The sequence below is a fragment of the Chryseobacterium sp. JUb7 genome, assembly GCF_024806495.1.
In the GTDB taxonomy this organism is placed as follows: domain Bacteria; phylum Bacteroidota; class Bacteroidia; order Flavobacteriales; family Weeksellaceae; genus Chryseobacterium.
Window position 1 is genome coordinate 376117 of the sequence record NZ_JANUFF010000004.1, and the last position, 13680, is coordinate 389796.

Below are 13680 nucleotides of genomic sequence, written 5' to 3' on the forward strand. Positions count from 1 at the left end.
TCACACCTTTGTAGAGTAATTAAAAAATTAATATCTTTATCCTCTAAAAAACAAATGCTTATGATGAGAAAAACTATTCTCAGGCTTGTTCTACTACTAGCCGTCAGCGTAATGCTGTATTCCTGTGTACATGATGAGATCAATTCATCTACTAATCCTACTAACTCAGAATATTCTTCCAAAACACTATGGAAAGAAGATGAGGTCTACATCAAAAATGTAATGAAAGTCTATCGGGAGCACGAAACCGAAATTAAGAAAATGAGTGGAACTCCTTTCTGGGACTATGCTACGACATTAGAAAACTACGACGAAAGCTTCCTGATGGTACCTATGGTAGAAAACAACAAAGTGATCTCTGTAATACAGGTCCCGAGACGCGGTGAAAAGATTTACTTTTATTATACAAATTACCAAAGCCATCTTGATTTTTTCCAAAACCTGATCTTTTCTAAGTATAAAAAAGTGCTTCCTTCCGAAAAATCACTTGGCAGCAATGGAAAAGGAATGAGTTGTACAAGAACTTTCTATTCTGTATGGATGCCAAATAATGAAGGAAATTATAGCCCCGGAAACGGTGATGGACATTGGAATACCTACTCCGTAGTAAAATGCAGAATGCTTATGGATCAATGCATGGGAACCGTAAATGAGTATGGAGAATGTGGAGGTGGTGGAGGTGGAGACGGCTTTCCTTATCCAGGAGGCGGAGGAGGAGAGAATCCAGAACCCGAAACTCCTGATCCTTGCACTAATACAAAAACTTCAATTAATAACGCTAATATTGTTTTGAAAAATAATGTAATCAAACAAAAAATGGATGCTGTCCTAAAAGGAAAAACTTTAGCACCCAACGAATGGGCTGTAGCGATAGGTCAAAATACCAATGGTATATATGAGGTTACAAATCCTAGAGAAGGAGACTCTCATAGTGTAGTTGTTCCTAATGAGCAAGTCTTAGGAACATATATTGGTGATGGGCACTCTCACGCAGGAGGTTTTGGAACTCCATCAGCTGGCGATTTATATTCTCTACTTACATCAATGGTTACATATACAAATGTAAAATATAAATATGTATATGGAGACTATTTCGGGACTCCTGAGATTTATGTTTTAATAGCTAACGATAGAGATCTGGCGCTTACCTTTCTAGGAGAATATCCAAAACATGAAAATTATAATCCTTCAACCCATTCTTTTTTAGATAATTCTGCAGTTGGAAATGCGTTTATAAGTGTTAGTGATTTATATGGACAAGGAACTTATACAAGCTCTATGGGAGATATCCGAGGATCCACCGCTGGGTTGGCATATATTTTAGACAATTTTAATACTGGAATAAGCTTAGCTAAAGTAGATAACAATGGTAATTTACAAAGAGTTAACGCTAATATAGAAGACATTATAGTACCTGGAGGAAACGGAATGCCTAAATCAGGAATCAAAATTTCTAACTGTCCTTAAATAATTAAATAAAAATATATGAAACTTATACTAAAAATATTATTTATCTCTTTTTCTGTCATGGCATTGCAGATGTGCAAAGCTCAAGAAGCAGAGTATTCAAAATTTTATAATACAATTACTCCTAAACTACAAAATGTAGCTGATACGAAAGCAGAATTTTATAATCAAAGATTTTCAAAATTTTATACTGTTTTACAACATAAAAATATTAATATTTTTATGTTTGCATATGATAGTAAAATGTTTAATAGTAAGGATAATTATATTTTAAGAATATATTTTACAGACAATGAAACTAGATTATATACATCTAATAATCGTTACCAATTTCCAATTGTATCGATACAATTCAAAAACAAAATTCCTAACGAAATAGAAAAATTAACGAAACAATATCATGGAGAATGGAACGAGGAAATGTTTAAGTTTTTCTCAAATATGGAGATTGAAAAAATAGATTTCTATGGAATTAATGGAATGAAGAGCATGAATAGAAAAGCACGATAGCTATAACTAAAGTTCTTTAGAAACAATTAAATTTTTCTTACATTTCTTAAATATTACTAGAGAACATCATAGTTATATCTTATAATTTATTTAGGATTATATAGCTTCCTCAGACTGAAGATTTAATTCCCATAAACAAATAACAAAGCTTCCGAAATTCCGGAAGCTTTTATTTTATTAATACGTATCAAAAATATATTTTAAAATCGCTTTATCATGATCCGTTAAAGCGACTTTTCTTCTTGCCATTGCTCTTTCTGCAACTTCGTAAGCCTTGTCCAGCTTAAATCGCTCATCATCTTTAAAACCACCCCACGAAAAATTTTCTATCAGATTCGGAGGAAAGCCTTCTTTAAAAATATTGGAAGCAACGCCGACTACAGTTCCTGTATTCAATTGAGTATTGATAGCCGTTTTAGAATGGTCTCCCATAATTAAGCCCGCAAACTGTAAACCTGTATCTTCAAAAGACTTGGTTCTGTAATTCCACAGTTTTACATTTCCATAATTATTTTTCATATTGGATGAATTGGAATCTGCACCGAAATTACACCATTCTCCAATCACAGAATTTCCGATAAAACCATCATGTCCTTTACTGGAATAGCCAAATATAATGATATTATTTACCTCACCTCCCACTTTACATTGAGGACCGATTGTGGTTGCTCCGTAAATTTTGGCTCCTAAATTAAATTTAGATCCTTCCCCTAACGAAATAGGGCCACGAAGATGGCAACCTTCCATGACTTCAGTGTTTTTCCCGATATAAATTTTTCCGGTTTTTGTATTGATCGTAGAAAACTCAATAGAAGCTCCCTCTTCAATAAACAGGTCTTTTTTATCTCCTAAAAAACCGTTAGTCGAAGAAAGTCCCTGCGAAATTCTTCCTTTAGTCAATAATTCAAAATCGAAATCTATTGCTTTATCATTAAACGTAAAAAGATCTTTCGGCTTTTTAAAGAAAATAAGCTCTTCTTTAATATCAGTCATTTTTTCGATCTGATGCAAAGAAAAATCTTTCATATTAATTTTAGCTGCCACCAGTTCATCTTCATAAACCAGTGCCTCTCCCTGCTTCAAATCTTTAATCTGTTGAATGACATTCTCAGTCGGTAAAAAATTGGTCACCAAAAACAGGCTTTCTTTCTTTTCCGGTTCGCTGAATTTATCCTGTAGATAAGTTTCTGTAAAATAAGAAACCTCCGTATTCTCTAAAATTTTCTGCCATCTTTCGGAAAATGTAAGAATTCCGCATCGCATTTCTGCAACAGGTCGGGTAAAGGTAAGCGGAAGAAAATCTTCCCAATATTGTGCATCTGAAAATACTAATTGCATTTTTATTGAAGTTAGAAGTTAGGGGCTAAAAGTCAGAAGACGAAGTTCAAAAATCATTTATAAAACTTTTCATCTCAATCTTCTTTTCTAGTTGAAAGCAAAAATACAAATCCTGAAACTAAATTCTAAGCTCTATTATCTAAATTCTATGTTAAATCAATAAAAAAGTCTTCCAAAATTTGGAAGACTTTAAATATTTTTAATGACAAAAAATTATTTCGCGAATTTTTTGTATTTGTTCATGAACTTATCAACTCTACCTGCAGTATCTACTAATTTTACTTTACCAGTGTAGAAAGGGTGAGAAGTTGAAGAGATTTCCATTTTGATCAATGGGTACTCCTGTCCTTCGAACTCGATAGTGTCTTTTGTTTCTGCAGTAGATTTGCAAAGAAACACCTCGTCGTTACTCATATCTTTGAAAACAACAAGTCTATAATTTTCTGGGTGAATTCCGTTTTTCATAATACAATTTTTAAAAAATTAAGGTTTGCTTTCGAAATAGTAATGGATATTTCTCTGCTAATTTTAGGGTGCAAAAATACAATATTTTTTCTAATTTGCAAATACCTGCCCAATATTTTTTTCTTCATAAGAAATTCAAAGTATTTTCGTTAAATTTGAAATCTATTTAAACTTTAATTTCGATGAAATTCAAATTATTACTGGCTTTTTCTTTTTGGATGCTTCTGATGGCGGTATCTTGTAATAAAGACGACATTAGTTTTGATGCACCTTCCCAACAGCTAAGTTTCTCAAGGGACACTGTATTTTGTGATACCGTTTATCATCAGGTCCGCTCTGAAACATATGTTGTAAAAGTATATAATAATGAAGATAAAGATATTCTGATCCCAAGAATTCAATTGGAAAAAGGAGCTGCTTCTTTATATAAGATCAATGTAGACGGAAAACCCGGCTATGATTTTAAAGATGTGCCTTTAAGAAAAAAAGACAGTCTTTATATTTTTGTTGAAATTGCTCCTGAAGCCACAGGACCTGAAGCTATTGCTGAAGATAAAGTTTTGTTTGACAGTCCTGCAGGACAGCAGCATGTAACTTTATTCTCTGTCGTTCAGGATGCAGAGTTTTTTATTCAGACTCCTTCAAATCCAAATGTAATCGCCAATCATACAGTATGGAATAATGATAAAGCTAAAATCATTTATGGCGATCTTACTGTAAATCCAAATGTAGTTCTGGACATTCAACCCGGCACAAAAGTATATTTCCATAAAAACAGTGGAATGAAGGTTGCTTCCGGTGCCACTTTAAATATCAACGGTGCATTAAATAATGAAGTCATCCTTCGTGGAGACCGAAATGATCCTAAATACGACACCATTCCTAAAAACTGGAATTCAATCAAAATGGATGTTAACTCTACCTTGAATATGAATTATGCAAGACTTTTCGGAGGGACAAGAGGATTGGAAATGAAACAGACAAATGCAACCATCAGTAATTCATTTATACACGCTTTTCAGGAGTATGGAATTTATGCTGTAGCTTCTACGGTAAATGCTAAAAATCTTGTAATGAATAATTGTGGAGAATCGTGCATCGGAGTTTTCAAAGGCGGAAACCACAACTATGTGCATTCTACAATTGCCAACTATTCTGACCTATTAAGCAACCTAAACCGCATCGGAATTTTTGCAACCAATGAATGGACCAATGATTCCGGACAGACGGAACAGGGAGCACTGGTACTGAACGTAAGAAACAGTATTATATATTCCGACCGTGATAATTCTATTAATTTTGAACAGACTCCCGGACAGCAGTTTAACTTCCTTCTGCAGAACTGTCTGATAAAATATTCAGGTGCTACAGAAGCTGGATTCACTTTTGATGGAAGCCCAAGTGTTGTTCAGTGTATTAAGAATGACGATCCTTTATTTGTCAATTATTTTGCCGCTCATCAGAATTTGAGAGTAAAACAAAATTCACCCGCTATCAATAAAGGAAGCGTTGCAGTAGCAGGAACAGTGCCTTTTGACATTGTAAATGTATCAAGAACAACCAATCCTACATTAGGAGCTTATCAATATGAATAATGGAAATTACAAATCTGCAGCAGCAAGTTGACGAATGGATCAAGACTATCGGTGTCCGTTATTTTAATGAGCTCACCAATATGGCAATGCTGACCGAAGAAGTAGGTGAAGTAGCCAGAATTATTGCCCGAAGATATGGCGAACAAAGTGAAAAAGAAAGCGATAGAAGTAAAGACCTGGGTGAGGAATTAGCAGATGTTTTGTTTGTAACTTTATGTTTGGCCAACCAAACCGGTGTCAACCTTCAGGAAGCTTTCGATAAAAAAATGAAGATAAAAACTGATCGCGATAAAGACCGTCATCAGAATAATGAAAAATTAAAATAATGCTGGAGGATGGAAGCCGGAAGTTTAGCACAATACAAACTTCCGATTTCCAGCGTCCAGCTTCCCAACCTAGAAGAAATAATGAAGAAGCTAGAAAAATCAAAGTTAACAGCCCATAAAACAGTACAGATCAGCGGTTCGAAAAGCATTTCGAATCGTTTATTGATTTTGGAAAGTTTATTTAAAAATATAAAAATCGGTAACCTTTCAAATTCTCAGGATACTCAATTGCTTAAAAAAGCTCTTTCAGAGAATACGGAAACGGTAGATATTCACCATGCTGGAACTGCCATGCGTTTCCTTACGTCTTATTATTCGATTTTTGAAGGGAAAACGACGATACTGACTGGTTCAAAAAGGATGAAAGAAAGGCCGATCAAGAATTTGGTGACTGCGCTTCAAAACTTAGGTGTAGAAATTGAATATCTGGAAAATGAAGGCTTTCCGCCTTTGAAAATTACCGGAAAAAAAATCACTCAGAAAGCGGTGGATGTTCCGGCCAATATCTCAAGCCAGTTTATCACATCTCTTTTACTGATTGCCGGAAGGCTGGAAAATGGTCTGGAGATCAATCTTGTAGGTGAAGTCACTTCAAGATCATATATCGAAATGACTTTGGATATTCTGACAAAATTTGGAATTAAAAACAGCTTTGAAGGAAATACCATCAAGGTAGAGCCATTCGAGATAAATGATGAAACACCAGTGGTACATTATGAAGTCGAAAGCGACTGGAGCTCTGCCTCTTATTTCTATTCGATTGCAGCATTGGGAAGACAGACCATTCATCTGAAAAGTTTTTATAAAGAATCCACTCAGGGAGATTCTGCCATTGCAAAAATTTATGCGGATTTTTTCGGAATTACAACTACTTTTACAGAAGAAGACCATAAACTGACGCTTCAGCCAAATCCTGATTTTCAGTTTCCTGAAAAGATTGTTTTGGACATGAACAACTGCCCGGATATTGCACAAACCCTTTGTGTAACGGCCTCAGCACTTAAAATACCTTTTGACATTTCAGGACTGGGAACTTTACGAGTAAAAGAAACCGACAGACTTCAGGCTTTATATAATGAACTTAAAAAATTAGGTACAGAAACTGAAATCACTGATTTAACGATAAAGTCGGTTAGTTTTAACGAACCTGAAGAAAATATTATCATCAAAACATATCAGGATCACAGGATGGCAATGAGTTTTGCACCATTTTGTCTGATCAAAGAATTGAATATTGAAGATGAAGATGTGGTAGAAAAATCTTATCCTATGTTTTGGGAAGATCTTTCTGATATTTTGATTTAATTGAAATAGGTAAGGAAGTGGGAATTGGGAAGCTGGACGTTATTTGCATCCTTCTTCCCACTTCCAACCAACATACTTTATATGCTCTACTGCCTCTGTATTCCGTATGCTTTTAAAATCTTATTAAAAATTTCCGTATTTTCAAATAATCCCATGAACTCCTGAGAATTCGGACCATAAGCAAAAACACTTGATGGAATGGAAGTATGATCATTCGTGCTGAAATTTCCAAATATCCAGCCATCCTGCAGACTTCCGTCAAGAAGCGTTAAACCTCCAGTTTCATGATCCCCCAAAACGACCACCAGGGTTTCTTTATTTTCATCTGCAAACTTCATGGCTTTTCCTACCACCTCATCAAAATCCAATAATTCGGTCACCAACTGTTCCAGATTATTACTGTGCCCTCCGCCATCCGTCTGAGATGCTTCCACCATCATAAAAAACCCTTTCTTATTTTCTTTCAGGCTACTCAAAGTAAGGTCAAAAGCGTCGGCAAGCCAATTTCCTCTTCCATCGGTTATTCTTTTTGAAGCCAGAGGATCAATGATCAATGTTCTGTTATCAATTTTGGCAACAGATTTCAGGTCCTGATAAAAATCTATTTTGCTGTCTTTTATTTTCTGCAGATTATTTTGTGTTAATCCGTTTGTAGGACCACCAATCAGGATTTTTGTTTTAGATTTCACAAAATCTGCTAAAATAGGCTCGGAACTGTTTCTGTTATCCGAATGGGCATAAAAATCTGCCGGTGTGGCATCAGTGACATCACCTGTTGAAATTAATCCGGAAACCATTCCTTTATCGGCAATAATATCAGGAATCTGAGCCAGAGATTTTCCTGTACCGTCAACTCCTACAAAGGTATTTTTAGTTTTTACTCCTGTGGCAAATGCCGTGGATCCGGGAGCAGAATCTGTAATATAAGCATTCGAAGAATTTGTTTTTGATAATCCGGTAGCTTTCATCTTGAATACGTTCAACTTCCCTTTATTTGCTGTAAATGCCGCGTAATATTGAGGTAATGAAGTCCCGTCCGGAATCAGAAGGATCACGTTTTTCACTTTTTTACTGATCCCATCTGTTTTATAAGTGGGTATATAAGTTTTATAGTCTTTTGTATTTTTATAAAAATTTTTAGGAATTGTATTCATAAATTTTTTGAGGTCAGGAATATGATCAGTATTAATATAATCTACTCCCAAATCCATAAGATTGACCCAGGCATTGGTAAAATCAGGAGCTCCGTAAAAACGAATTGGCTTTTGCAGGGCATGCGCTTTCTCTACCGCATTTTTTACCTTTGCTGTTTCCTCATCTCTCGGTATTCCTTTTCCGTTCCATTGTATCAGATCCGGAAGATCAGCACTGAACATCCCAATTCTTTTTAACTCCTCTTGGGTATAATTTTTATCAAGATCTCCGTCAAAATAAAGATATTCAGGATAATTTTTAAATTCACCCGGCTGAGGTCTTCCTCCCGTAATCACGATCTTTACCCCAGAATTTCCTGTAATTTCAGGATATTTTTTCAAGGTACTGATTAATGCTTTCAACGTCGTTTTGTAGTCCTGCTTAACATCAATCAATAGCTGAAGCTTGTTATGGACATCAGGATAAATATTTCCTTTATTCAGTTTAATTTGCTTTGAAATATGATCTAAATAAAGGCTCTCCAGTGTTCTGTCAGAGGACAGCTCCTTCTCTGAATGAGCAACCCATAATTTACCTTTCACTAAAAAAACATCTGCTTCAATAGAGCCAAAATTGGCATAGTAAGCCTCCCAAAAAGGAATCTTCTGTGCATAATCATTATGAGAATGCGCATTGTTTACACTATAATTTAAATAATTCTGAGCCTGATTTTCAGAAAAAAAAGCCAGGGCTGCCAGCATCAAAACTTTTACCTTTTTCATAATTTTTATTAAAAAACGATATCATCACAGAAGTTTCTGTAATGATACCGCTTATATTGATTGTTATATTATATGGCTACCAACCTTCATTTTGTTTAATGATTCCGTGGCTGTTGACAATTTCAACCTGTGGCACTGCCCATACATTATGTACAGCGGGATTAAAATTTCTTACTGCCCAGACCTGCTGTCCGTTTACTCCGTGAAGAGGCTGTGCATAAACATTTTTGGCATCTCCCCAACGTACCAAATCTCTGTGTCTGTCTGCCCATTCACCTGCTAATTCGCAACGTCTTTCATGTTTAAGATCAGCCAGTGTACATCCGTTTTTTGGAGCTAAGCCGGCGCGAGTTCTGATCATATTGATTTCCAGATCGGCATTTTGCCCCAACATGATTTTGGCTTCTGCTTTGATAAGAATGACCTCAGCATAACGCATAATCGGAACTGCAAGATCCGTACACGGATAATCTCCATTGGCACTTACATGTCCGCTGTTTAAAGGATATTTAAAAGCATCCATATATTTATTAAACTGATATCCTGTAAGAGAATTGGTAGAAGCATAAGTTCTCTGAGTACCGTTAAAAGTAAACGTATCCCCCAACCTCAACACGGTTGCACTTCTTCTTTTATCCCCTGCTTCATACTCATCATACAATTCTTTTGTCGGCTGAAAATATCCCCAGCCGTTATATTCTCCCCACCCTTTATTTTCCAGCATCACGCCTGGAAGAATACTTCCCCAGGATGTAAACTTCGGTGTTCCCGGAATAGACCAGATATATTCTGAACTGTAATTATTTTCAGATTTGAAAACATCTGCATAATTTGCCAACAAGGCTCTGTTTCCCTGTGTCATTACTTCATTAGCCCAGAAAGCAGCATTCTGATAATCTTTCATAAACAGATATACTTTTGCTAACAGTGCCCATGCCGCCGCTTTATGAGGTCTTCCAAAATCTTTTGCAGGCAATTCTTCCTGTTTAGGTAATAATTCGGCAGCTTTTTTAAGGTCGTTTACGATGTAATTGTAATTTTCCATAACATTGGCAGCTCTTGGAGTTGGATTTGGATCCGGTTCTTTTGTACGGTCTATAATAGGAATTCCGGCTTTTTCATTTCCGTAATTGTAAGCAAGTTCAAAATACATGCGGCTGCTCATAAACAAGGCTTCACCGAGGTATTTATTTTTTACCGCCGCTGAAGTCTGAATGTTATCAACATTCCGGATCACCCGGTTGGCTACTCCGATCACATTATACCTTTTATTCCACTGTGTTTCCAGATCTCCTGCTGCAATATAATTACTGCTGAAGTTTTTAGCATTATCAGCCTCACTTCTTGCTCTTCCTGTTACCATATCATCGCTGGCATTGATAAACCAGAATAAGCCTCTTCCGTAAAACTCCTCATCAAACAAAGGTTTATACATAGCGTTGGCTCCGGTGATCAGGTCGTTTTCTGTTTTCCAGAAGCTGGCTTCCGTAGGAGTTCCTTCAGGCTGAACATCCAGCTCACTGGTACATGATAAAGTTGTGGCTGCAATTCCTGATATCAGTATTATTTTATATAAAAATTTCATCTTTTATTATTTTAATCGTTAAAAATTATAATCCGGCTTCAATCCCGAAAATGAATGAACGGGCTTGAGGATATCGCCCGGTGTCCACCCCATAAGAATCCATACCTACTTCAGGGTCAAAGCCTGTATATTTTGTTATGGTAAACAAATTGTTGGTCGTTACATAAATTCTCAATCTGTTTATATTAAGCTTTTTATAAAGGTCTTTTGGTAAAGAATACCCTACTGTAAGGTTTTTAAGTCTCAGATATGATCCGTCTTCTACATAAAAATCAGATACTTTCGAATAGTTCCCGTTAGGATCGCCATGAACTAATCTAGGAATATCGGTATTGGTATTTTGTGGGGTCCATGCATTTAATATATCGCGGTCCATATTATAATTCTGCCCTGTTCCACCCGGATTTAATGAAATAAACTTCAGTCCGTTGAAAATTTTATTTCCATAAACGCCCTGGAAAAATACATTAAGATCAAAACTCTTCCAGGTCATGTTATAAGAGAATCCATAAGAAAACTTAGGATAAGGATTTCCAAGATTCACAAAGTCATTATTATTTAGAACTCCTGTATTTCCTTCTTTTTTCAGAAATTTGATATCGCCGGGTTTTGCATTGGGCTGTATAAGATTTCCATTAGCATCCTTATAATTGTTGATTTCTTCCTGTGACTGGAAAATACCATCGGTTTTATATCCATAATAAGAATACAGCGACTCTCCCACTTTGATTCGGGTAGGCTTCAGAACGCCTCTTACACCATTGCTGTTAATAAAAATTTCGTCTACGTCTGCCAGCTGTTTAACCGTATTTTTTAGTTGACTGAAGGTAGCTCCTATAGAATATGAAAAATCCCCAGTTCTTTTGCTGTTATAATTAATTCCTAATTCGTATCCTTTATCCTGAAACAGCCCTGCATTGATATACTGACTATTATAAGTTGCTGTACTCGGTAAGCTTACATTAAAAATCTGATCTCTGGAATTTTTCACAAAATAATCAAACTGAACAGAAAGACTGTTCTGTAGAAAGGAAGCATCCAAACCAACATTCCTCTGCTCAGATTTACCCCATTTTAAGTCCGGATTAGGGCGTATTGTCGCATAGTAAGCGATATTCTGAGAAGGATCCTGACCAAAAATAACATTATTATCTCTGATCATTAACGGATTTACCGCCTGTGAAGAAATACCCCCCAGATTTCCTAAGATCCCGTAACTTCCTCTCAGCTTAAACATAGAAATCCATGAAATATCTTTCACGAAATTTTCTTTAGATACTACCCAGGCTCCGGAAACTGCATAATAATTGGCAAAACGATTCTGCTTTGCGACCAATGACGATCCGTCTCTTCTTCCCAACAAACTGATGATATACTTACCTGCGTAATCATAATTAACTCTTGCCAGATAAGATACTAAAGACTGCTGGTACCGGTAGCTGGAAACCTCCCTGTTTGTGTCTGCTGCATTTTGGAGATATTGGAAAACTTCGGCTTCGCTTCTGAAATCATAGGATTTTGCTAAAAAACCTTCATCAACTGTTTTCTGGAAAGTAAAACCAGCCAGAAAATCAAAATTATGTTTATCAGCCGCTATTTTATAAGTAAGAAGCTGCTCTGCGAGAGCCGTTGATGAGTTGTTCGACTGATATTCTAAATTATTTGTATCAAATATTTTTCCCACTTCCGGCACTCTGGCAGTAAAATTCTTGATATTTCCAAGCCTGAATGTTTGTGAAAAATTGGAGCGGAATTTAAAATCTTTTGCCAGACTAATTTCTGCATAAGGATTAATTAAAATCTCGTGAGTAGGATTCCTGATACTGATCCTTTTAAGATACGCTACAGGATTAATCATATCTCCGTAACCTCCGGCTACATCAATCGGCAATCCTGAAAAAGCACCTGTTGGCGTATATACAGAAACGTTGGGGGGGTAATACATCGCAGCCACAAGAGCTCCGGTATATCCGCTTTTGGTATCGGCTGTATTTCCATCAGAGTAGTTATAATACATATTTTCCCCGATCATTAACCAATCTTTTACTTTATGCTCCGAATTAACTCTGAAATTGTGTCGTTTTGCCTGGGTATTCAATAAAATACCTTCCAGGTTACGGTGGTTCATTCCTACAAAAAACCTGGATTTATCGCTTCCGCCACTCAGATTAACATTATATTCCTGAATCGTTCCTGTACGAAAGATTTCTTTCATCCAGTCGGTTCTTGTGATTCTTCCGTCAGGATATTTTTCTGCATTAAATGCCAATGGCAAATTATTCAGTTTTCCTGCATTTTCATATGCCTGATACATCACATCCTGAAATTCTGCTGCATTTAGAGATTTTTTAAGCTTCCATGCCTGATTAATGCCATATTTTACATCAAAATCTACGGTCAGACTTCCCTTTTTTCCTCTTTTTGTAGTGATCAGAATAACTCCCCCCGAAGATCTTGCCCCATAAATAGCAGCCGATGCATCTTTAAGCACAGAGATATCCTGTATATCATTCGGATTAATAGAAGGAGTTCCATTAAAAACGACCCCATCTACAACATACAAAGGTGTTTCTCCATTAATTCCTCCTAAACCACGGATATTTACTTTAGGTGAACCGTTTGGATCTCCTCCTTCATTAACGACAGTGACTCCGGGAGTTTTTCCCTGAAGAACCTCCCCAACACCCGACAATGATCGGGAGCTCAGTTTATCGAGTGAAGTTTCGGAAACAGCCCCTGAAACTTTGGTTTTTTTCTGTGTTCCATATCCTACCACTACAATTTCGTCGATGGATTTTTCTTTTAAACTGTCCTGTTTTTGCTGGGATAGCAATACCGGTGAAATAGATATTGCGCCAATTAAAAGTCCCCGGCCTGCCAAGTAAGATACGGAGACAGGGATTTTAAATAAATTCATGTCATCATTTTATTAAGATGCAAAAATAGATTGCACATAACGCTATTTTCATTAACACTTTCTTATGTTTTCATTAAAAAACCATTAACAAAACCAATCCCAACTAGCGCAAAACTTACTGATTTACAGCAATATACAACATAAAAAATCATTTAGTTTTATATATTTGATTAATAATTTATTATCTTTTTTCAGATGTTATTTACTTAACATAATATTATTCTTATTTTTCATGAAAATATTTTCAGATATAAAT

At 36.0% G+C, this 13680-nt stretch carries 10 protein-coding genes; 5 read left to right on the forward strand and 5 right to left on the reverse strand.

Annotated features, from left to right (window positions below; genetic code table 11):
• The first annotated feature begins 60 nt into the window (after nucleotides 1–60).
• Both M2373_RS10690 and M2373_RS10695 read left to right on the forward strand, forming a co-directional pair.
• Nucleotides 61–1467 carry a hypothetical protein gene (locus tag M2373_RS10690; protein WP_259110491.1) on the forward strand — a complete coding sequence of 469 codons (1407 nt, stop codon included), beginning with the start codon at nucleotides 61–63 and terminating at the stop codon, nucleotides 1465–1467.
• An 18-nt stretch (nucleotides 1468–1485) separates the two neighbouring features.
• The gene (locus M2373_RS10695) at nucleotides 1486–1977 is read left to right on the forward strand and encodes a hypothetical protein (RefSeq protein ID WP_259110492.1); all 492 of its coding nucleotides are present in this window, start codon (nucleotides 1486–1488) and stop codon (nucleotides 1975–1977) included.
• 177 nt (nucleotides 1978–2154) lie between these two features.
• On the opposite strand, the gene M2373_RS10700 is transcribed toward M2373_RS10695, so the two are convergent.
• Nucleotides 2155–3315, reverse strand: coding sequence for a GlmU family protein (locus M2373_RS10700; RefSeq protein ID WP_259110494.1), 1161 nt, complete (start codon nucleotides 3313–3315; stop codon nucleotides 2155–2157).
• Between the two features lie 213 nt (nucleotides 3316–3528).
• Nucleotides 3529–3780 (reverse strand): type B 50S ribosomal protein L31, encoded by a 252-nt coding sequence (locus M2373_RS10705; protein WP_027375398.1) that lies wholly within the window; start codon nucleotides 3778–3780, stop codon nucleotides 3529–3531.
• A 182-nt stretch (nucleotides 3781–3962) separates the two neighbouring features.
• Here M2373_RS10705 and M2373_RS10710 point away from each other — a divergent pair, with 182 nt between their 5' ends.
• The 3 genes from M2373_RS10710 (at nucleotide 3963) to M2373_RS10720 (ending at nucleotide 7006) form a co-directional block, all read left to right on the forward strand.
• Nucleotides 3963–5375: a hypothetical protein gene (locus M2373_RS10710; protein WP_259110495.1), complete on the forward strand. Its 1413-nt coding sequence runs from the start codon at nucleotides 3963–3965 to the stop codon at nucleotides 5373–5375.
• Entirely contained in the window at nucleotides 5375–5701 is a 327-nt protein-coding gene (locus M2373_RS10715) for a nucleotide pyrophosphohydrolase (protein ID WP_259110496.1), read from the forward strand. The genes M2373_RS10710 and M2373_RS10715 overlap by 1 nt, the downstream gene beginning before the upstream one ends.
• An 81-nt stretch (nucleotides 5702–5782) precedes the next feature.
• Nucleotides 5783–7006 carry a 3-phosphoshikimate 1-carboxyvinyltransferase gene (locus M2373_RS10720; RefSeq protein ID WP_259110521.1) on the forward strand — a complete coding sequence of 408 codons (1224 nt, stop codon included), beginning with the start codon at nucleotides 5783–5785 and terminating at the stop codon, nucleotides 7004–7006.
• An 86-nt stretch (nucleotides 7007–7092) separates the two neighbouring features.
• Here the strand turns inward: M2373_RS10720 and M2373_RS10725 are convergent, their stop codons facing one another.
• The 3 genes from M2373_RS10725 to M2373_RS10735 all read right to left on the reverse strand — a co-directional run bounded on the left by M2373_RS10725 (nucleotide 7093) and on the right by M2373_RS10735 (nucleotide 13424).
• Entirely contained in the window at nucleotides 7093–8922 is a 1830-nt protein-coding gene (locus tag M2373_RS10725; protein ID WP_259110497.1) for an alkaline phosphatase, read from the reverse strand.
• Between the two features lie 76 nt (nucleotides 8923–8998).
• Nucleotides 8999–10507: a RagB/SusD family nutrient uptake outer membrane protein gene (locus tag M2373_RS10730; RefSeq protein WP_259110498.1), complete on the reverse strand. Its 1509-nt coding sequence runs from the start codon at nucleotides 10505–10507 to the stop codon at nucleotides 8999–9001.
• Nucleotides 10508–10532: 25 nt separating this feature from the next.
• Nucleotides 10533–13424 (reverse strand): TonB-dependent receptor, encoded by a 2892-nt coding sequence (locus M2373_RS10735; RefSeq protein WP_259110499.1) that lies wholly within the window; start codon nucleotides 13422–13424, stop codon nucleotides 10533–10535.
• Between the last annotated feature and the right edge of the window lie 256 nt (nucleotides 13425–13680).

Excerpts from the sequence above, each read along its gene's own strand:
- M2373_RS10710 (WP_259110495.1), top strand. The coding sequence starts at position 3,963 with ATGAAATTCAAATTATTACTGGCTTTTTCTTTTTGGATGCTTCTGATG.
- M2373_RS10725 (WP_259110497.1), bottom strand. The coding sequence starts at position 8,922 with ATGAAAAAGGTAAAAGTTTTGATGCTGGCAGCCCTGGCTTTTTTTTCT.
- M2373_RS10715 (WP_259110496.1), top strand. The coding sequence starts at position 5,375 with ATGGAAATTACAAATCTGCAGCAGCAAGTTGACGAATGGATCAAGACT.
- M2373_RS10705 (WP_027375398.1), bottom strand. The coding sequence starts at position 3,780 with ATGAAAAACGGAATTCACCCAGAAAATTATAGACTTGTTGTTTTCAAA.
- M2373_RS10735 (WP_259110499.1), bottom strand. The coding sequence starts at position 13,424 with ATGAATTTATTTAAAATCCCTGTCTCCGTATCTTACTTGGCAGGCCGG.
- M2373_RS10720 (WP_259110521.1), top strand. The coding sequence starts at position 5,783 with ATGAAGAAGCTAGAAAAATCAAAGTTAACAGCCCATAAAACAGTACAG.
- M2373_RS10700 (WP_259110494.1), bottom strand. The coding sequence starts at position 3,315 with ATGCAATTAGTATTTTCAGATGCACAATATTGGGAAGATTTTCTTCCG.
- M2373_RS10695 (WP_259110492.1), top strand. The coding sequence starts at position 1,486 with ATGAAACTTATACTAAAAATATTATTTATCTCTTTTTCTGTCATGGCA.
- M2373_RS10690 (WP_259110491.1), top strand. The coding sequence starts at position 61 with ATGATGAGAAAAACTATTCTCAGGCTTGTTCTACTACTAGCCGTCAGC.
- M2373_RS10730 (WP_259110498.1), bottom strand. The coding sequence starts at position 10,507 with ATGAAATTTTTATATAAAATAATACTGATATCAGGAATTGCAGCCACA.